The organism is Pseudomonas eucalypticola (genome assembly GCF_013374995.1).
Lineage (GTDB): Bacteria > Pseudomonadota > Gammaproteobacteria > Pseudomonadales > Pseudomonadaceae > Aquipseudomonas > Aquipseudomonas eucalypticola.
Genome location: NZ_CP056030.1, coordinates 4,324,393 through 4,343,006, shown reverse-complemented (window position 1 = coordinate 4,343,006; position 18,614 = coordinate 4,324,393). Strand labels below are relative to the sequence as shown.

At 64.1% G+C, this 18,614-nt stretch carries 15 protein-coding genes; 5 read left to right on the top strand and 10 right to left on the bottom strand.

Features of this window, described 5'->3' with window-relative positions:
- Positions 1 to 140 precede the first annotated feature (140 nt).
- The 7 genes from HWQ56_RS19010 to HWQ56_RS18980 form a co-directional block, all read right to left on the bottom strand.
- Positions 141 to 1,754 (bottom strand): inorganic phosphate transporter, encoded by a 1,614-nt coding sequence (locus tag HWQ56_RS19010; RefSeq protein ID WP_158159174.1) that lies wholly within the window; start codon positions 1,752 to 1,754, stop codon positions 141 to 143.
- A gap of 74 nt (positions 1,755 to 1,828) precedes the next feature.
- Positions 1,829 to 2,848 (bottom strand): transporter, encoded by a 1,020-nt coding sequence (locus HWQ56_RS19005; RefSeq protein ID WP_158159175.1) that lies wholly within the window; start codon positions 2,846 to 2,848, stop codon positions 1,829 to 1,831.
- A 98-nt stretch (positions 2,849 to 2,946) separates the two neighbouring features.
- The gene (locus tag HWQ56_RS19000) at positions 2,947 to 3,726 is read right to left on the bottom strand and encodes a PhzF family phenazine biosynthesis protein (protein WP_158159176.1); all 780 of its coding nucleotides are present in this window, start codon (positions 3,724 to 3,726) and stop codon (positions 2,947 to 2,949) included.
- A gap of 377 nt (positions 3,727 to 4,103) precedes the next feature.
- Positions 4,104 to 6,503, bottom strand: coding sequence for a membrane-bound PQQ-dependent dehydrogenase, glucose/quinate/shikimate family (locus HWQ56_RS18995; RefSeq protein ID WP_176571481.1), 2,400 nt, complete (start codon positions 6,501 to 6,503; stop codon positions 4,104 to 4,106).
- A 317-nt stretch (positions 6,504 to 6,820) separates the two neighbouring features.
- Positions 6,821 to 7,744 carry a sugar ABC transporter substrate-binding protein gene (locus HWQ56_RS18990; protein ID WP_158159178.1) on the bottom strand — a complete coding sequence of 308 codons (924 nt, stop codon included), beginning with the start codon at positions 7,742 to 7,744 and terminating at the stop codon, positions 6,821 to 6,823.
- A 47-nt stretch (positions 7,745 to 7,791) separates the two neighbouring features.
- A complete protein-coding gene (locus HWQ56_RS18985) occupies positions 7,792 to 8,940 on the bottom strand; it encodes a phytanoyl-CoA dioxygenase family protein (protein ID WP_176571480.1) in 1,149 nt (382 codons plus the stop codon).
- Positions 8,940 to 9,785, bottom strand: coding sequence for an SDR family oxidoreductase (locus HWQ56_RS18980; RefSeq protein ID WP_158159180.1), 846 nt, complete (start codon positions 9,783 to 9,785; stop codon positions 8,940 to 8,942). Before HWQ56_RS18980 ends, HWQ56_RS18985 begins: the two co-directional genes overlap by 1 nt.
- 124 nt (positions 9,786 to 9,909) lie before the next feature.
- Between HWQ56_RS18980 and HWQ56_RS18975 the strand changes: the two genes are divergently transcribed.
- Complete coding sequence (locus tag HWQ56_RS18975; RefSeq protein ID WP_158159181.1) at positions 9,910 to 10,935, top strand: LacI family DNA-binding transcriptional regulator; 1,026 nt, start codon at positions 9,910 to 9,912, stop codon at positions 10,933 to 10,935.
- Between the two features lie 78 nt (positions 10,936 to 11,013).
- Here the strand turns inward: HWQ56_RS18975 and HWQ56_RS18970 are convergent, their stop codons facing one another.
- From HWQ56_RS18970 to HWQ56_RS18960, 3 genes are read right to left on the bottom strand one after another with little or no spacing between them, the layout of a single operon-like run.
- On the bottom strand, positions 11,014 to 12,081 hold the full coding sequence (locus tag HWQ56_RS18970) for a maleylacetate reductase (protein WP_176571479.1): 1,068 nt from the start codon (positions 12,079 to 12,081) through the stop codon (positions 11,014 to 11,016).
- A complete protein-coding gene (locus HWQ56_RS18965; RefSeq protein WP_176571478.1) occupies positions 12,056 to 12,499 on the bottom strand; it encodes a nuclear transport factor 2 family protein in 444 nt (147 codons plus the stop codon). Before HWQ56_RS18965 ends, HWQ56_RS18970 begins: the two co-directional genes overlap by 26 nt.
- A gap of 27 nt (positions 12,500 to 12,526) precedes the next feature.
- Positions 12,527 to 13,345, bottom strand: coding sequence for a dioxygenase family protein (locus tag HWQ56_RS18960; protein WP_176571477.1), 819 nt, complete (start codon positions 13,343 to 13,345; stop codon positions 12,527 to 12,529).
- Between the two features lie 152 nt (positions 13,346 to 13,497).
- Here HWQ56_RS18960 and HWQ56_RS18955 point away from each other — a divergent pair, with 152 nt between their 5' ends.
- The 4 genes from HWQ56_RS18955 (at position 13,498) to HWQ56_RS18940 (ending at position 18,576) form a co-directional block, all read left to right on the top strand.
- Positions 13,498 to 14,412, top strand: a complete 915-nt coding sequence (locus tag HWQ56_RS18955; RefSeq protein ID WP_176571476.1) for a LysR family transcriptional regulator — start codon at positions 13,498 to 13,500, stop codon at positions 14,410 to 14,412.
- A gap of 296 nt (positions 14,413 to 14,708) precedes the next feature.
- Positions 14,709 to 16,046, top strand: coding sequence for a carbohydrate porin (locus tag HWQ56_RS18950; protein ID WP_176571475.1), 1,338 nt, complete (start codon positions 14,709 to 14,711; stop codon positions 16,044 to 16,046).
- 154 nt (positions 16,047 to 16,200) lie between these two features.
- A complete protein-coding gene (locus tag HWQ56_RS18945) occupies positions 16,201 to 17,634 on the top strand; it encodes a sugar porter family MFS transporter (RefSeq protein WP_158155435.1) in 1,434 nt (477 codons plus the stop codon).
- Positions 17,635 to 17,679: 45 nt separating this feature from the next.
- Entirely contained in the window at positions 17,680 to 18,576 is an 897-nt protein-coding gene (locus tag HWQ56_RS18940; protein ID WP_158155433.1) for an intradiol ring-cleavage dioxygenase, read from the top strand.
- Positions 18,577 to 18,614 lie beyond the last annotated feature (38 nt).

Here is an 18,614-nt window from a genome sequence, read left to right as displayed (position 1 = left end):
CGGAGGCCGCTACCGGCTCACGCGTACGCTTCGCAGCAGCGGCCGTTAGGCCGCCGTGGCGGTGCAGGCGGCGTGCCTGGTGCGGCGCGGCGCTTGGGACGCGGCCGGGTCCGCTGCTACACGTTGCGGCCACCTGGTGGTCAGAACACCGTTGCGAACAGCCAGTAAAGCGACCCGGCCAGCAGGATCGCTGCGGGCAGGGTCAGCACCCAGGCCATCACCAGGTTGCGGACGGTGCGCATCTGCAGTCCCGAGCCATTGGCGACCATCGCGCCGGCCACCCCTGAACTCAATACGTGGGTCGTGGACACCGGCAGGCCGTACAGGTCTGCCGCGCCGATGGTCAGCATCGCCACCACCTCGGCGCTCGCCCCCTGGGCGTAGGTCAGGTGGTGCTTGCCGATTTTCTCGCCCACGGTCACCACGATACGCTTCCAGCCCACCATGGTGCCCAGCCCCAGAGCGATGGCCACGGCCACCTTGACCCAGAGCGGGATGAAACGGGTTGAACTGTCGATCTGCTGCTTGAACAGGCTGACCTTGGCCTGGGTGTCGGCGTCGTACTGGCCGAGCTTGTCCTTTTCCATCAGGCGGATGGCTTCGCCGGTCAGGTACATGTCGTTACGCACGTTGCCCACCGCTGCGGCGGGGATGGCGGTCAGGCTGCCGTAGGCGCTCACCTCCTGGCCGATCAGGCCGGCGATGGCCGCCAAGGCCGGTACCAGCTGCGGGCTGGGTCGCTTGTCGCGAATATAGTCGGTGAGAATTACCCGCGGGTCACCGGCCACCGGGGTAGGGTCGGCCTTGGCCAGGGCTTGCTGGGTGACTTGCGCCACGGCGGCGAATTGCACCGATTGGTCGGCGGGCATCGCCCGATTCAAGGCGTAGGCCATGGGCAGGGTGCCCACCAGAATCAGCATGATCAGGCCCATGCCTTTCTGCCCGTCATTGGAGCCGTGGGCGAACGACACGCCGGTGCAGGTCAGGATCAGCAGGCCGCGGATCCACCACGGTGGCGGGGCATCGCTGACCGGCGCCTTGTACAACGCGCGGTTCTTCACCAGCAAGCGCAAGGCCACCAGCAGCAGCGCCGCGCAGACGAAACCGATCAGCGGCGACAGCAGCAATGAATAACCGATCTTCAGCGCCTGGCTCCAATCCACCCCACTGGTGCCGTCGCGCCCGTGCATCAAGGCGTTGGCCACGCCCACGCCAATGATCGAGCCGATGAGGGTATGGGACGACGAAGCCGGCAACCCCAGCCACCAGGTGCCCAAGTTCCAGACGATGGCCGCGATCAGCAGGGCGAAGATCATCGCGAACCCGGCCGAGGAGCCCACCTGCAGGATCAGCTCCACCGGCAACAGGGCGATGATCCCGAAGGCCACCGCGCCGCTGGACAGCAGCACGCCGAGGAAGTTGAAGCACCCCGACCACATCACCGCGAACTGTGGGGGTAGCGAGTGGGTGTAGATCACCGTGGCCACGGCGTTGGCCGTGTCGTGAAAGCCGTTGACGAATTCGAAGCCCAGGGCAATCAGCAGGGCGATGCCCAACAACAGGAAGGGCGTCCAGGTGGTGACCACCGTGCCCATGTCATCCACGTCGCTGACCAGGCTCCAGGTGCTGTACACCAGCCCCACGACCAGGATGACGAAAAACACGATCAAGGTGCCGCGCCCTGGTTTGCGGTCGAACGTCGGGCGCGCGTGGGTACTGCCAGGGGATGAAGAAGCCAGGGTTGGCGTAGCCATGTCAGGCAACTCGATTGAGGGAGGGGAATCCCTATGATCGTTGCAGAATGTGACAGACTGGCGTCAGCTTCAGGTCAGTAGTCGCTGCGCTTGCGAAAAGCCCAGCGCCCGGCCAGCAAGGTGAAGGTGGCTACCAGTGCCACCAGTATCCAGAACCCCTCCGGGTCACTGGCCAGGGGAATACCCCCCACGTTCATGCCGAAAAAACCGGCGATGATGTTGATGGGCAGGGCCAGCACCGTGACCACGGTCAGGGTGAACAGCGTGCGGTTGCTCTGTTCGTTGAGGTTGGCGGCGATCTCTTCCTGCAGCAGCTTGATGCGTTCGCCCAGGGCCGTGAGGTCGCTGAGCACCAGGGCGAACTCCTCGGTGGCCTGGCGTAACGCCTGCAGGTCGTCTTCCTGCAACCAGGCCGGCGGGCGGTTCAACAAGCGCAACAGTGACCCCGGTTCCAGGGCCAGCAACCGTTGCAGGCGAACCAGTACCCGACGCATGGCGCCCAATTCCGCTCGGTTGTTGCTCAGTCGCAGGGACAGCAGCTGGTCTTCGATGCCGTCGACGCTCAGGCTGGTCTTGCGCACGATCTGGGTCAGCACCTCGGCCTGGTCGCGGAACAGGTGAACCAGCAGCTCCATGGGCGAACGGAAGCGTTCGCCGCGTTTGACCGACGAGCGCAGCTTGTCCACCGAATGCAGCGGCTGGCGGCGGGCACTGACCAACACGCGCTCGGTGGCGCACAACCACAGGGTGGAAATGTCGGACGAGACCATGCCGAAATTGAACACCACGTCGTTGACCACCGCCAGCAACGAGTCCTCTACCTGTTCGATGCGGGTGGAACGCGAGCCCTCGTGCAGGGCTTCGAAATAGTCATCGGGCAGCGGCAGGTGGGCGCGCATCCAGCGCTCGCAGCCGGCGTGGGCCAGGTTCAGGTGCAGCCAGATGAACGCCTCGTTGTGCTCGGCGCACCCCAGGGTCTGCAACACCGCGGCCGAGTCCAGCTCGCACACCGGGCCACCGGGGCGGAACCGGTAGCCGTAGAGAAGGCCGAAGAGGTCCGAGTCCTGGTGGCTCTTGATGATGCTCGAAGTCATGGCGGCTCACGGCGCGAAGGCAGATGCCGCCGATCATGAAGTCGCCATATTGCGGTTATGTGACAGTTTGTGTGCGGCTGGCAATCTTCATCCGCGCTTCAGAAAAATACCGTGCCTTTCATGAACAACACGGCCTGGCCACTGATGATCACGCGGTCGCCAGCCAGTTCGCAGGTCAACTGGCCTTTGCGCGCACCGCCTTGCTCGGTTTTCAGCAGCGTCTTGCCCAGGCGCTCGGCCCACAGGGGGGCCAGCGAGGTGTGCGCCGAGCCGGTCACCGGGTCTTCGTTGACGCCCACGTTGGGGCCGAACCAGCGGGTGACAAAGTCGAAGCGCTGGCTGGCCGCTGTCACGGCAATGCCGCGCAGGGGCAGGCCTTTGAGGCGGTTGAAGTCGGGCTTCAGCTGGGCGATCAACGCTTCGTCCTCCACCACGACCAACCAGTCATCGGTGGCGAAGACCTCGGCCTGGGTGATACCCAAGGCGTCCAGCAGCCCTTCCACCGGTTCGCGAGGTACCGGCTGCTTGGCGGGGAAATCCATGGCCAGGCCGTGGGCGGTGCGGCTCACCCGTAGCTCGCCGCTGCGGGTGGCGAAGCGCATCACCGCGGGTGCGTCCGGCAGCTCGTTGGCAATGACCCAGGCAGCCGCCAACGTGGCGTGGCCGCAGAGGTCGACCTCCACCGTGGGGGTGAACCAGCGCAGCTCGAAGGCATCGCCCTTGCGCACGAAGTAGGCGGTTTCCGAGAGGTTGTTTTCCTCGGCGATCGCTTGCAACTGCGCATCGGGCAGCCATTCGGCAAGGGGGCAGACCGCGGCGGGGTTGCCGCCGAAAGGGCGGTCGGCGAAGGCGTCGACCTGGTAGATACTCAACTGCACGGGGGGAACTCCATCTCAGGGGAAAGAAACACTAATGCGCGGAGAGGGGGAGCGTCAAACAGCAACAACGGAGTGGGCGACACGGCAGGGGGGGACAACGATCTGGGGTGAGCAAACAAGGCGAACCAGGTGGTCTGACAGGCTTAACTGGCCCGAAACAGATGTGGGACCGGGCTCTGCCCGGGAAGCGCCGCGCGGGCGGCGCTCGGTTTCAGGGGCGCAGGAAAAACCAAGACATGCACCTGGTGGCCTTGACGCGGTTGCAAGACGGGCCGACAGAATGCTCCTTTGTTGGTTCGCGATAGATCTTTGTAAGTGCCACTCTATGAAGAACCAAAAAAGGGTGCCGAAGCACCCTTTTCCGTACCGCTCACGCCTTACTTGGCAGCCGGCAACGCATACGCAATCACGTAGTCGCCGCGGTTGTCGTTGGTGCCGGTGCGGGTTGCGCCGCCGACGGTTACCACGACGTACTGCTTGCCATCGGCACCCACGTAGCTCATCGGTGCACCTTGGCCACCGACAGGCAAGCGGCCACGCCACAATTCCTTGCCGGTGTCGTTGTCCAGGGCACGGATGTAGTAGTCCAGGGTGCCGTGGAAGAACGTCAGGCCACCCTTGGTCACCAGCGGGCCACCCATGGTCGGCATGCCCAGTGGCATGTACACGCCCGGTACCACACCGTGAACGGGCGCGTCCTGGATGCTGCCCATCGGCACCTGCCAGCGCACCTTGCCGCTGGTGAGGTCGATGGCGGTCATGCTGCCGAACGGTGGCTTGAAGCACGGCACGCCCACAGGCGAGACGAACATCGAGCGCTCGACACCCCAGGGGGTGCCCAGCTGTTCGGAGTATTCACCTTCGGTCGACGGCTTCAGGCCGGTGGCCTTGGCGGTTTCACGTTTGATGAAGCGGCCCCACTGGGCCATGCGGATGTCGTTGACGATCAGCGTGCCGGTGGAGGTGTCCACTGCACCGCCGCCCCAGTTGACGCCGCCGTAGTAGCCTGGGTAGATCAGCGAGCGCTGGCCTTCGACCAACGGGGTGAATTCACCTTCCCAGCGCATTTCCTTGAACTGCACACGGCAATACAACTGGTCGAACACCGTAGCGCCCCACATGTCGGACTCTTTCAGGCGCTCGGCACCCACCGACAGTTGCGAGTAGGGCTGGGTAGGCGAGATGTGCATGCCAGGCATGCCATCGGTGGCGACCGGGCGTTCTTCCACCGGGAATACCGGCTTGCCGTCACGGCGGTCCAGCACGAAGATCTGCCCGCGCTTGGTCATGGCGATCACCACCGGGGTGGTGCCGCCGGCCTTGTTCGGCAGGTCGTACAGGATCGGCTGCGCCGACACGTCATAGTCGAACATGTCGTGGTTGGCGGTGCGGAAGTGCCACTTGTCGACACCGGTCTTCACGTCCAGGGCAACGATCGAGTCGTTGTACTCATCCGAGCCCGGGTGGCGGTTGCCGTTCCAGAAGTCCGGCGTCTGGTTGCCGGTGGGGATGTAGGCCAGGCCCAGTTTCGGGTCGTACGAGGCGGTGCCCCAGAAGTTCGGCGACTCGGGTGGGTAGATCTCGCCCGGCTTCAGCGGGCGGCTGCCACGGGTCGGGTCGATCGGGTCCCATGCCCACAGCAGTTTGCCGCTGCGCACGTCATAGCCGCGGATCACGCCCGATGGCTCGCCGGTGGTCAGGTTGTCGTTGAGCTTGCCGCCGACGATGATCACGTCACCGGCCACCAGGGGGGCCGAGGTGGGGTAGTAATCGCCCGGGGCGTTGGGGCCCAGGCCGACCAGCAGGTCAACGGCGCCGTGGTCGCCGAAGTCCTGGCAGGCTTCGCCGGTGGTGGCGTCGACGGCCATCAGGCGGGCATCGATGGTGGTGGTGATGATGCGCTTGCGGCAGCTGGCGGCGGCAGGCGAGCTGACAGCCCCGGCAGGTGCGTCGCTGGCAGGCGCGGCGACCGACGCTTGGGCTTCGTCGAAATAGCCCAGGCCACGGCAGCGTTTCCACCCTTTGTTGCCAGCGTTTTCGACTGCCTTGGGGTCGAAGATCCACTTCTGTTTACCGCTGACGGCGTCCAGGGCGAAAATCTTGCTGAACGGTGTGCACAGGTACAGGGTGTCGTCCACTTTCAACGGTGTGCCCTGGTACTCGGCGCCGTTGATGGCCATGTCGCCAGTGCGGAAGGTCCAGGCCACTTTCAGGTCCTGGACGTTCTTCTTGTTGATCTGGTCGAACTGCACGAAGCGGTCGCCCATGGTGTTGCGGCCATAGGCGGTCCAGTCGTTGCCCGAGGTCGCGGCGGCCTGAGGCTCGACCACGTCGGCGGGCTTGCCCGACGGCTCCACGGTGGCATGGGGCTGGAACATATTGTAGCCGATCACCACCAGGCACAGCGCGGGCACGGCGGCCAGCAGGGACGTGGTGGAGGTTTTCAGGTACCGGTTCCAGCCGTTGAGCCATGGCGAGATCGCCGTCAGTACCAGGGCGATGACCAGGAAGGTCACGAGGCGTGGAACCAGCTGCCAGAAGTCAGTGCCCACTTCCCAGAAGGCCCAGAGGGCGGTGAATACCAGCAGCACCCAGACCAGCACCAGCGCCAGCAGGCTGCGGCGAATGGCGAGGATGCCGCCCGCCAGCATCAGGATGCCGGCCACGATGTAGTAGAAACTTCCCCCCAGCAGCGCCAGTTGCACGCCCCCGGCCAGAACCCCCAGGCCACAAAGGCCCAATAAGACACCCACGAGTATGGGCAATATCTTCTTCATTTTTTTGCTTCCATGTGCACGTTTACTTTCTTCAAGGCAAAGGCCACCCGGCCCCTGGATATCCAGAGGCAAGCGGACTAATCGGCGGCGGTTGACAGTGAGGCTTGTTATTCCAATGGCACTTTTGCAGCACCATTTGGCGAGTGCGCGGGATTCTAGGGTGCGGTAATTCGTCGCGCCATGTATTCTTTGATAGAAATCTATCAAGCGGGAATGCTTGCGCTAGAGCGGTGCGATTGGAATACGGGGAGGTGGAGCGGGGGGCCGACAGACAGCTGCGCTGCCTGTCGGCCAATCAAGCGAGGTGGGTCACCGGGTCAAGGGTTCACGAAGTCCTGGTAGTTGGCCTTGGTGATCAATTGGTAGGGAATGGTCAGCTCGGCCTTGTAGGGCTCCTTGCGCACCATCTGCAACGCCAGATCGATGGAACCATTGGCCTGGCCCTTGTTGTCCTGGTACACCGTGACCGCCAGCTGGTCTTTCTTGATGGCCTCCAAGCCTGCCGGGCCGCCGTCGCTGCCGCCTACCAGGATGTCCTTGCCAGGCTCCATGCCGGCCTGGCGGATAGCCATGGCGGCACCGATGGCCATTTCGTCAGCGTTGGCCGCCACGGCGTCGATTTTCTTCCCGGATACGATCCAGTTGTTCATCAGGTCCATGGCTTTGCTGCGCTGCCAGTCGGCGGTCTGTTCTTCCACCACGTGGATGTTGGGGTAGTCCTTGAGGACGGTCTTGACCCCCAGGGTGCGGTTATGGGTGGCGTTGTTGGACAGCAGCCCGAGCATGATCGCCAGGTTGCCCTTGCCGCCCATCTTGTCGGCCAGGTAGCGCATCTGCATCTCGCCGGCCTTGACCTCATCCGAGCCCACGTAGCCGACCCCCGGCGGCAGCTGGTCGCCGTCGGGCCGGCGGTTCACGTACACTAGGGGGATATGGGCCTTCTGGGCGTCGTCGGTGATCTTGGCCGTGGCGGCGGTGTCCACCGGGTTGACGATGATGGCGTCCACGCCCTGGGAGGTGAAGTTCTGCACCTGGTTGAGCTGGCGCACCACATCGCCCTGGGCATCCTCGAATTGCAGTGTCACGCCTTGCAGCTGTTTGGCGTGGGCCACCATGTAGTCGCGCATCTGCGCCAGGAACACATCATCGACCTGGGCGATGCTGACGCCAATGTGCACGTCGGCCATGGCCAGGGGGGAAAGTACCGCGCTGAAGATCAAGCCAAGCAATTGTTTTTTCATGGTGTCGGTCCGCTGTTGTTGTTGTTTTCAAAACCATTGACGTGAATTCAGGCCTGCCGCTTGGTGCGCATCTGCTGCACGCGCTCGGCGAAGGTCGCATAGGGCCAGCGCTCGCTGAGGGCCTGGTGCATCAGTTGCTGGCCGGTCTGGGGGGCCAGGCCATGCAGGGGTGGGTCGGTGTCCAGGTTGCTGGGGAATGAGTAGCCGTCTGCGGTGCAGGCAATCACTGCCGCCAGGCCTTCGGCGCTCAACAGGTTGTCGGCGAGTTGCGCCAGCAGGTGCGGATAGATGGCCAGCATCATCCGCTCGCGGTCCACGGTTTCCATCGCCTTGCCGAAGGCGGCGGAAATCTGCAGCAGATTGGCCATGCGGTGCAGGTCGGCGGTGCGGTTGGTGCCGGCGGCATGAAACAGCGCCGGGTTGAAGAACAGCAGGTCGCCTTTGACCAGCGGCAACTGCACGGCATGGGCCTGGAAATACTCGATGAACTCGGGCCGGCGCCAGGCCAGGAAGCCCAGCGGGTATTGCTGGGAGAACGGCAGTATCTGGGTAGGCCCGCTTTCCAGCGGCATGTCGGTGTGGGCCACGGCACCCTGCAGGGTCAGGTGCTGGGACAGCACTTGCAGGTGCACCGGGTAGCGCTCCACCACGTCAACGGTCTGGAACCCCAGGTGGTAGTCACGGTGCGGCTGTTGCGCCTGGCCGCCGGGGCGTACCACGTTGACCTGGGCGCTGACCTGGAAGTCCGGGCCCAACCAGGCCTCTGCGACCAGGCCGATCAGCGGGTTGGCGTAATACTCGACGTAGGCGGCGGGCGACTGCAGGGCGGCTTTTTGCAGGGAGTTCCAGATGCGCCCGTTGCTGCCGGCCTTGGCAAAATGGTCGGCGGCCACGCCGGCTTCGGCCTCCACCGCAAAGATGGCTTCGAACACCGCGCTCTGGCGGTCGACGACCGCGGTGTCGGCAAAGCCCTTGCGTATCACCAGCACGCCGGGGCCGTCGCGAAAGACCCGGTGCAGCTCATCGAGCACGGCGTGGCGGTCGCCGTCCCGCAGGCGCTGGGCATCGTAGATCGGTACGTTCGCCTGCACTTCGGTGCAGTGGGGGTAGTGTTCGGCGCTGGTGCGCTGTTCGCACAGGCGGCTGAAGTCTTCCAGGCGCACGGCGTTTTCAGTGACGAAGGCGGGCGTGCTCATCAGGCATTCTCCGGCAGGGTCAGTGGCCGTTGCGGCCGTGGCACGGCGTCGTCACCGCAGCCGATGACGCCCTGTTCCAGGTCGATCACCGTCCCGGTCATCATCCCTGACTCGCGCGACAGCAGGAATGCCACGCTCTGCGCCACCTCTTCGGGTTTGAGCAGGCGGCCGAATGGCTGGGCCTGCTCGGCCGCCTGCAGCCAGCCATCCTGTGCGCCGTGGTAGCGGCGCTGGATTTCGTCTTCGTGGGGGGTATCCATCCAGCCGATGTTCAGGCCGTTGATGCGGATGCGGTTGCGCAGGGCGCTGTAGGCCGCGTTCTTGGTCAGCACGGCCAGCGCGCCCTTGGAGGTGGAATAGGCGGTGAGGTAGGACGGGCCACCGTGGCTGACGATGCTCTGAATGTTGACGATGCTGCCTTCCACACCCTGGCTGATCATCAGCTTGACGGCTTCCTGAATCAGAAAGAACGGCGCGCGGACGTTGACGGCGAACAGGCGGTTGAACAGGTCGGGCGAGGTGTCCAGGATGGTGCCGCGGTCGGACATGCCTGCGCAGTTGACCAGCCCGTGCAACGTGCCGAAATGCTCGCGCGCGGCCTCGATGATTTTCTGGCAATCCTCGACCTTCTCAAGGTCGGCTTCGACGAAGAACGCCTGGCAGTCGAGTTGCGCCAATTGGCGAACCTGTTCCTGGCCCTGGCTCTGCCGTCGGCCGCAGATGATCAGCCCGGCAGCGCCGCGGCGGGCGAGGGTGTGAGCCACCGCAGCGCCCAGGCCCTGGGTACTGCCGGTGACGACGAAATAGTGGCCGGTGAACGAGGTGGCCAGGTCGGTAGTGGACATGCGGGTCTCCTGATTTTTTATTCTTGTCGGTGCGCCGGCTCGACGCCTTGCGAAACTGAGACTAGCATTGGCCGCATCGGGCAAAGGCTCAAAAAGACCTCAAGAAAACCTCAGGCTTACCCTCATGCTCGAACGCGCCAAGCACTTCTCCATCAAACAGCTGGCGACCCAGGCCGGCGTCAGCAAGGCCACGGTGGACCGGGTGCTGCATGAGCGCGGCAGTGTTCATTACCAGACCCGCCGGCGCATCGAACAGGCCCTCGATGACCTGGAAGCCCAGGAGAAAAACGGCCTGGCCGTGGGCCGCACTTTCTACGTCGATGTGGTGATGCACACCCCGCAGCGCTTCAGCGCCGCGGTGCGGGCCGCCATCACGGCACAACTGGGTAGCCTGGCGCCGTTTCGCATTGCCCCGCGGTTTCACTTCTTCGAAGAAATCGAGCCCCAGGCCATGCACGACCAGCTACTGCGTTGCCTGGGCACCGGCAGCCACGGGGTGGTGCTGAAGGCGGCCGACGAGCCGCCGGTGAACCTCGCGGTCAAGCAGTTGACGGCCGCCGGCATCCCGGTGGTGACGCTGGTCACTGACCTGCCGTTGAGCGAGCGCATCGGTTACGTGGGCATGGACAACCGCACTGCCGGGCAAACGGCCGCCTACCTGTTGTCGCGCTGGTTGGCGCCAGGGCCGCACCAGGTGGCCGTGGTGATCGGCAGTGAACTGTTTCGCGGTGAGGAAGAGCGGGAGATGGGCTTTCGCACCTGGTTGCGCGGCCATGCCGAGCATTTGCAGGTCGTGGAAATCAGTGGGGGCTATGGCGTGTACGCCAGTACGTTCGAGCGGGTGGTGCAGGCCCTCGGGCAACACCCTGACCTGCGTGCAGTGTACAGCGTGGGCGGTGGCAACCGCGCCATCGTCGACGCGTTCGCGGCCCAGGGGCGAGCCCTCGACGTGTTCATCGCCCACGACCTGGACGAGGAAAATCGCCAACTGCTGGCCGAGCAGAAAATCGCAGCGATCATCGACCATAACCTGCAGATCGATGCCCGCCATGTGTTCCTGCACATCCTGCAATTTCATCGCGTCTGGAAGCCCGGCGCGATTGCACCCTCGCAGGTGCAGATCGTCACGCCGTTCAATTTGCCTTACTGACCTGACGGTAAGGGCCGTGCTCCCACGCGATCCTGGTGTGAGAGCTGGCTGGCCAGCGAGCGTTCCAGAGCGCCTGGCTTACTGCGGCCGCACGCCGTCGTAGGCGTCCTGCAGCAGTTGGCGAATCGCAGTGGCTTCGATGGGCCGTGGGTTCCAGTAGGGGTTGGACAGGGCGATATCGGTGGCACGGTCCAGGTCGGCTTCGGTCAGGCCCAGGTCCTTGAGGCGGGTGGGTGCGCCCAGGGAACTGGACAGGTCGAACAGCGCCGCCGCTGGGCTGTCGTGCGTGACGTTCAACGCGCGGCAGATGCGCGACAGTGCCGGGGCCGCCGACTGGTTGTAGGCAATGGCGTGGGGCAGCACGATGGTGTGGGTCTGGGCATGGGGCAGGTTGAAGCTGCCACCCAGGGTGTGGCAGAGCTTGTGGTGCAGGGCCATGCCGACGTTGCCCAGCACGGTACCGCACAGCCAGGCTCCATACAGGCAGTCGCCACGGGCGGCCAGGTCGGCCGGGTCTTTGTGGATGCTCTTCAGGCCTTCAGCCAGGGCGCGAATGCCTTCCTCGGCCATCAACGACATCACCGGGTTGCCGTCCTGGGCATACAGGCCCTCGGCTGCGTGGGCAATGGCGTTCATGCCGCTGGTGATGGACATGTCCACCGGCAGGCTGACGGTCAGTTCCGGGTCGTAGATCACGGTCTTGGGCAATACCCGCGGGTCCTTGCCGGTGCGCTTGAGACCGTTCTCGGTCAGGCCGTACACCGGGGTCATTTCCGAGCCGGCGTAGGTGGTGGGAATGGCCAGGATCGGTAGCCCCGAGTCCATGGCGATGGCCTTGCCCAGGCCGGTGGTGGAACCGCCGCCAATGGCTACGGCGCAGTCTGCGCCCAGCTTGCGTGCCACTTCCCGTGCCTCGCGGGCGGTTTCGATGGGCACGTGCATCACGGCCTTGTCGAAGATGTCGGCTGCGCGGTCTCCCAGCAACTGGGCAATATGCTCGGCCTGGGCACGCTGCTCGGGGGTGCACAGCACCAGCGCGCGCTTGGCGCCCAGGCGATCGATCTCCGCCTCCAGTTGTTGCAGCGAACCCTGGCCGAAGATGACGCGCGACGGTTGGCCGTTATAGACGAATGGGGGCGTTGACATGGGGCAAGTCTCCTTGAGTAGCGGCAGGGGCGGGGCGCTGGACGACGGGGGTGGGCTGGTAGGCCAGCAGCCTCCAGCCTTCAGCCGTGTCGAGCCAGACGCTCAGCGTTCGGTTATGCAGGGTTTTGGCCACCCCGTGGGACGTGATGTCGGCCCACATTTCACCGAACGCCAGGGCGGTGTCGCCTGCGCGGCGCACCTCGTGTACCTGGTGGTCGATGCGGTGGTAGCGGTAGAGGCCATCGCGGCACTTGGCCAAATAGCGCGCCAGGGTGTCCTGGACACCGTTGGAATGCACATACACCAGGTCCGGGTGGGCCAGGTGGGCAAAGGTTTCCAGGTCGCCCTGGCGCATGGCGTGGTAACGCTGGTCTTCCAGCGCGCGAAGGGTAGCGGTCAGGGCGTGATCGTCGAGCATGGGGGCGTCCACAGGCAGGGGCAGGGTTCAGGCGGCCGGTTGCCTGGCCAGGACAAAATCGAAGGCCAGGGTGTAGAACACTTCATTGCTGTGGCCGCCGTCGGGGGTCGCCCCAGCAGGCTGGCACTGCCAGTGGGTGATCAGTGATGGGCGCACGCCGAAGATCGCGTCGGAGTCCAGGTACGGGTCACCTTCGCGAAATACCTGGGTGGTCAGGCGCTGGTAACCGCTGGCGCTGATGGAAAACTCCAGGTGCGCCGGGCGCCAGGCATGGCGGTTGAGCGCGCCGAGCAACTGGTTCACCGGGCCTTCGTGGCGCACTTGCTGGCTGCCCGGCAGTGACGTGCTGAAGTGGTAGTGGCCGCGGTCATCGGCTTGCAGCAGGGCGCAATCGCCCGCCACGCGGATATGGATCTCGGCGTAGGGCACGGGGGCGCCCTTGTCATCGCGTACGGTGCCTTGCACGTAACCCTTTGGCCCACCGAGCTGGGGGTTGATGTCCGCACCCAGGTCATGGACCAGTACCGCGGGTGTCGGGGCCACATGGAATACGGTGGCCTGGGTGCAGCCCTTGGGCTTGCGCTCGTTCTGTGCCAGCACCAGGGTCGACAGGCCCAGCACATCGGAAAGCAGCACGAACTCGTGGCGGTCGGGAGGCACGGCGCCCACCTTGGCGAGGAAGTCGATGCCGCCGCGCCATTCGGCTTCGGTCAGCTTGATGTCACGGGCAAAGGCATGCAGGTGCTGCACCAGGCTGGTCATCACTTCACACAACCGGGCATCGCCGGTGCCGCGGTTATAGGCCAGCACCGCCTGGGTGATGGTGGTTTCGTCCAAATTGCGCATGGTGACTCCCTGAACGGTCGGCGGTGTCGGTCATCAGGGGCGACACACTTCTCAGCCTGTTGCGCCGCACGTTATAGTTCCGCAGGATGTAAGAAAAGGCCGCTTGCGGAATTCTTTATTTCACCTGTGAAAAAATAAAAAGGAAGCACACAGTGGATCGCCTCACCGAACTGGAACTGTTCGTCCTGACTGCCGAAGTCGGAACCCTGAGCAAGGCCGCGGAAATACTGGGCCTGTCCAATGCCGCCGCCAGCCGCCACCTGGTCGCCCTGGAGCAGCGCCTCAATACCCGGCTCATTGACCGCAACACCCGGCGCCTGGCGCTGACCAACTCCGGCCACCAGTTCTACACCAGTTGCAAGAGCCTGCTGGGCGAGTTGAAGGAAGCCGAGGCCTCGCTCAGCGAATCCCTGGTACAGCCGGTTGGCACGCTGACCATCACTTCGTCCATTTCCTTCTGCATGCTGCACATTGCCCCGCTGATTCCGGCGTTTCGCAAACTCTATCCGCACATCACCGTGAAGCTGCTGGGAGAGAACCGCTATTTCGACATCATCGACAGCGAAATCGACCTGGCCATTCGCACCAAAGAATACGAGCCGGACTCGAACATCACCATCCGCCGCCTGGCAGAGACCCGGCGGGTGCTGGCGGCCTCGCCGGGCTACCTGCAACGCATGGGTACGCCGAAGACCATCGATGACCTGGCCAACCATGACCTGCTGATCTACAGCCACGCCAACCAGCCACGGGTGATGCGTTTTACCCGCGGCAAGGAAGAGCTGGCGTTCAAGGCCGACCCCATCCTGGAAACCAACGACGGCCAGATCGTGCGCGCAGCCGCGCTGGCCGGTGGCGGCATCCTGGTGCAGCCCAGGTACATCATCAACGCCGACCTGGTGGCCGGCCGCCTGATACCCGTGCTGGACGACTGGGACCTGCCGCGCCTGACCATCAACATGGCATTCCAGAGCCGCCGCTACATGCCTGCCAAGTTGCGGGTATTCATCGAATTCCTGCTGGCTGATTTCAACCAGCACGAATACGAACGCCATTGGACGCGCTAGCCCTGTCGCATTCGGCGCAGCGTGCACCCTGCGTAGCAGCGGACGTGGCCGCGTCCCAGCCGCCGCGAAGCATCAGCCCACCACATGCCCCACCCACCGTACGGGTAAGTGGCCCACTGAGTACCCGGACAGTTTTTCGCCTGGCGGAATTCACATTTGAGTTTTGCCCGGGTATTCACCTGAACGTCACCCCCCTATGATCCGTCGCGCCAAGGCCGGGCAGGTCTTGGTGGCCGGGCCCGGCACTGTTTTGTCTGCACGTTGATAAAAAAACCAACAACAAGGAAACGTCACGCATGAAAGACTTTGCCAAGAGCACGGTTGCGGTCAGCCTTTGCCTGCTGATGCCCGGGCTGGCCTGTGCCGATAATCAACCTTTTGCCGCCGACTCCCACTGGATGACCGGTGACTGGGGCGGTGTGCGCAGCGGGTGGCTGGAGCAGGGGGTGGATGTCCAGCTCAACTACACCGGGGAAATGGCTGCCAACGCCCACGGGGGTTACGACAAGGACCACACGGCGCGCTGGACCGAGCAATACGCCGTGGGCCTCAAGACCGACCTGCAGAAGCTGCTGGGCTGGGACAACACTCGCTTGCAATTGACCATCACCGAACGCGACGGCCGGAACCTGACCAACGACCGCGTGGCAGACCCCCGCGTGGGCGGCTATGCGTCGTCCCAGGAAGTGTACGGTCGCGGGCAGACATGGCGCCTCACCGAAATGTGGATGAGCAAGGCCTGGTTCGACGGTGCCCTGGATATCAAGGCGGGACGCTTCGACGAAGGCTCGGACTTCAACAGTTTCCCCTGCGACTTCCAGAGCACCCCATTCTGCGGTGCCCAGGCTGCCAACTGGATTGGCGACATCTGGTACAACTGGCCCGTCAGCCAGTGGGCCGTCCGCACCCGCTATCAATTCGCGCCCCAGTGGTATGCGCAGATCGGCGTGTTCAACCAGAACCCTTCCAACCTGGACGTGGGCAATGGCTTCAAGCTCAGCGGCAGCGGCACCGAAGGCGCGCTGATTCCCGTGGAGCTGGTGTGGAGCCCCACCTTCAACCGCCTGCCCGGTGAATACCGCCTGGGTTACTACAAGAGCAGCGCCAATGCCAACGACGTACTGCAGGACCGCGACGGCAACCCGCAGCCGCTGACGGGCAACGCCTTCCAGCAACACGGCAGCCGTCACGGCTACTGGCTGGTGGTGCAACAGCAACTGACGGCGCGCGACGGTGACAGCAGCCGGGGCCTGTCGGTGTTCGCCAACTTCACTCACCACGACAAGGCCACCAGCCAGGTCGACCACTTCATCCAGGCGGGTATCGTCTACAAAGGGCTGTTGGACAGCCGCCCCATGGACGACCTGGGTATCGGTATCGCCCAGGTTCACACCAACGCCGACTATCGCGAGCGCGCCCGCCTGCAGAACGAAGCCAACGGCATCAGCGACGACGACAACCCGGCTTATATCCCGCTGCAGTACAACGAGACCAGCAGCGAGATCTATTACGGCGTGCATGTCACCAACTGGCTGACGGTACGCCCCAACCTGCAGTACGTGAAGAACCCGGGGGGTGTGCGCGAGGTCGACGCGGCGCTGATCGCCGGTTTGAAGGTGCAGGCGCGGTTCTAGAGCGGCTGCCTTGCCTTGGGCGTCGCCAGGGACGGCGACGCTGTTTTCCACCAGGCGGAAAACACATTTGCCATCGCGGCATGTTTTTTCCAAATCAATCGCAGTACTCTCGTCCCCACTGAGCGTACACATAAATTCAATAAAGGTTGACCTCATGTCCAGTAACCAAGCCGCCGTTGGCGCGTCCTCGAAAATCCTCTGGCGCATTGCCGCCATCACCACCATGGGCTCGTTGGGGTTCGGTTACGACACCGGGGTCATCTCCGGCGCACTGCCTTTCATGTCGCTGGACCCCAGCCAGGGCGGCCTCGGGCTTACCCCGGTCTCCGAAGGCCTGGTGGCCTCGGCACTGATCTTCGGTGGCGCGTTCGGTGCATTGTTCGCCGGCCAGTTGTCTGACCGCTACGGCCGCCTCGGCGTACTCAAGGCCCTGGCCGTGCTGTTCGCCCTGGGCGCGCTGGGCACGGCGCTGTCACCTACCCTGTGGACCATGGTCGCCACCCGTTTCATCCTCGGTATCGCCGTGGGCGGTGCTTCGTCCACCGTGCCGGTGCTGATCGCCGAGCTGGCCGCGCCTCGCCATCGGGGCCGGCTGGTGTGCCAGAGCGAACTGATGATCGTCTCGGGCCAGTGCCTGGCCTACATCGCCAGTGCCGGCCTGGTGCACCTGTTCGAGAGCCCCTCGGTGTGGCGCTACATGCTCGCCATTGCCCTGATCCCGGCGGCGCTGCTGTACCTGGGCATGCACTTCGTGCCCACCTCGCCACGCTGGCTGGTCAGCAAGGGCCGTATCGACGAGGCCAAGACCACCCTCACCGGCATCCGCGACACCCAGCGCGAAGTCGACCGCGAGCTCAAGGAAATCATCGCCCAGTGTGAAGTGGAGCGCCGCCACGGTGGCGTCCTGGCCAAGCTCAACGAACCCTGGTTGCTCAAGCTGCTGGGCATCGGTATCGCCCTGGGCTTCATCATCCAGTTCACCGGCGTCAACGCGTTCATGTACTACACCCCCATGATCCTCAAGGAAACCGGCCTGGGCACCAGTGCGGCGCTGATCGCCACCATCGGCAACGGGGTAGTGGCAGTGGTCGCCACGCTGATCGGCATGTGGTTGATCAACCGCATGGGGCGGCGCACGATCCTGCTCATGGGCCTGACCGTGGTGGTACTGGCGCAGATCTTCCTCGGCGTGGTCATGAACTTCATGCCCCACTCGCTGCTGCAAAGTTACCTGGCCCTGGGCGGTGTGCTGACGTTCCTGTTCTTCATGCAGATGTGCATCGGCCCGGTGTACTGGCTGCTGATGTCCGAACTGTTCCCCACCCATGTGCGGGGCTTGATGAATGGCATCAGCGTGGGCATTTTCTGGATCTTCAACGCCATCGTCGCCTTCGCTTTCCCGGTGATGCTCAGTGTGATGGGTGGCATGACTTTCTTCCTGTTCGCTGTCATCAACATCGGTTCGATCGTGTTCTGCACCTTGTGGCTGCCCGAGACCAAGGGCATGAGCCTGGAAGAGATCGAACAGTTCATGCAGCAGCGCCTGGGTGGCCGCAAATGGCGCGCGGCCCAGGTCAATGCCTGCTGATGGCGGCCAGCCGCCTTCCACAATAAAGATCAAGGACACCACGCCATGACTGCGCACCTGAACACCGAGAGCCCGGTTGGGGGATTGTTCGAAGAGGAACGTTCCGCCGAGATCGTCAACGCCCGTATCACCGCCGACGCCGACCCGCGCCTGCGCGAGGTGATGTCGGTGCTGACCCGCCACCTGCACGCGGCCATCAAGGAAATCGAGCCCACCCACGAGGAGTGGTTCAAGGCCATCGAGTTCCTGACCCAGACCGGCCACATGTGCACCGACTGGCGTCAGGAATACATTCTGCTGTCGGACGTGCTGGGCGTGACCATGCTGGTGGACGCCATCAACCATCGCCGCCCCAGTGGCGCGACCCCCAACACCATCCTGGGGCCGTTCTACGTGGCTGATGCCCCGCATTATGAAAACGGCGCCAACATCTGCCTGGACGGCAAGGGTGAACCGACGCTGGTCAGCGGCCGGGTGCTGGACACCCATGGCAACCCGATCGCCGGGGCCACCCTGGATATCTGGCAGACCAACGACGACGGCTTCTACGACGTGCAGCAAAAAGGCCTGCAACCGGAGTACAACCTGCGCGGCCTGTTCACCACCGATGCCGACGGTTTCTACGCGTTCCGTACCGTCAAGCCACGCCACTACCCGGTTCCGGCCGATGGCCCCGTGGGCAAATTGCTGGGCCAGTTGGGGCGCCACCCCAACCGCGCCGCGCACATGCACTTCATCGTCACCGCGCCCGGTTATGACCAGGTCATTACCCACATCTTCACCCCCGACTGCCCCTACCTGCACGAGGACACGGTGTTTGGCGTGAAGAAAGAACTGATTGCCGAATTCACCACCCAGGACGACGCGGCCACCGCCCAGCGCTACGACCTGCAAGTGCCTTACCTGGCCGTGAACTGGGACTTCGTCCTGAACCCGGCCTGATCCATCGACCCCGATCTTCAACGACATAAAAAGTGATC

Bases quoted from the DNA above. Each gene is read 5' to 3' on its own strand.
- HWQ56_RS19010 (WP_158159174.1), bottom strand. From the start codon at position 1,754: ATGGCTACGCCAACCCTGGCTTCTTCATCCCCTGGCAGTACCCACGCG.
- HWQ56_RS19005 (WP_158159175.1), bottom strand. From the start codon at position 2,848: ATGACTTCGAGCATCATCAAGAGCCACCAGGACTCGGACCTCTTCGGC.
- HWQ56_RS18995 (WP_176571481.1), bottom strand. From the start codon at position 6,503: ATGAAGAAGATATTGCCCATACTCGTGGGTGTCTTATTGGGCCTTTGT.
- HWQ56_RS18990 (WP_158159178.1), bottom strand. From the start codon at position 7,744: ATGAAAAAACAATTGCTTGGCTTGATCTTCAGCGCGGTACTTTCCCCC.
- HWQ56_RS18985 (WP_176571480.1), bottom strand. From the start codon at position 8,940: ATGAGCACGCCCGCCTTCGTCACTGAAAACGCCGTGCGCCTGGAAGAC.
- HWQ56_RS18980 (WP_158159180.1), bottom strand. From the start codon at position 9,785: ATGTCCACTACCGACCTGGCCACCTCGTTCACCGGCCACTATTTCGTC.
- HWQ56_RS18975 (WP_158159181.1), top strand. From the start codon at position 9,910: ATGCTCGAACGCGCCAAGCACTTCTCCATCAAACAGCTGGCGACCCAG.
- HWQ56_RS18970 (WP_176571479.1), bottom strand. From the start codon at position 12,081: ATGTCAACGCCCCCATTCGTCTATAACGGCCAACCGTCGCGCGTCATC.
- HWQ56_RS18965 (WP_176571478.1), bottom strand. From the start codon at position 12,499: ATGCTCGACGATCACGCCCTGACCGCTACCCTTCGCGCGCTGGAAGAC.
- HWQ56_RS18960 (WP_176571477.1), bottom strand. From the start codon at position 13,345: ATGCGCAATTTGGACGAAACCACCATCACCCAGGCGGTGCTGGCCTAT.
- HWQ56_RS18950 (WP_176571475.1), top strand. From the start codon at position 14,709: ATGAAAGACTTTGCCAAGAGCACGGTTGCGGTCAGCCTTTGCCTGCTG.
- HWQ56_RS18945 (WP_158155435.1), top strand. From the start codon at position 16,201: ATGTCCAGTAACCAAGCCGCCGTTGGCGCGTCCTCGAAAATCCTCTGG.
- HWQ56_RS18940 (WP_158155433.1), top strand. From the start codon at position 17,680: ATGACTGCGCACCTGAACACCGAGAGCCCGGTTGGGGGATTGTTCGAA.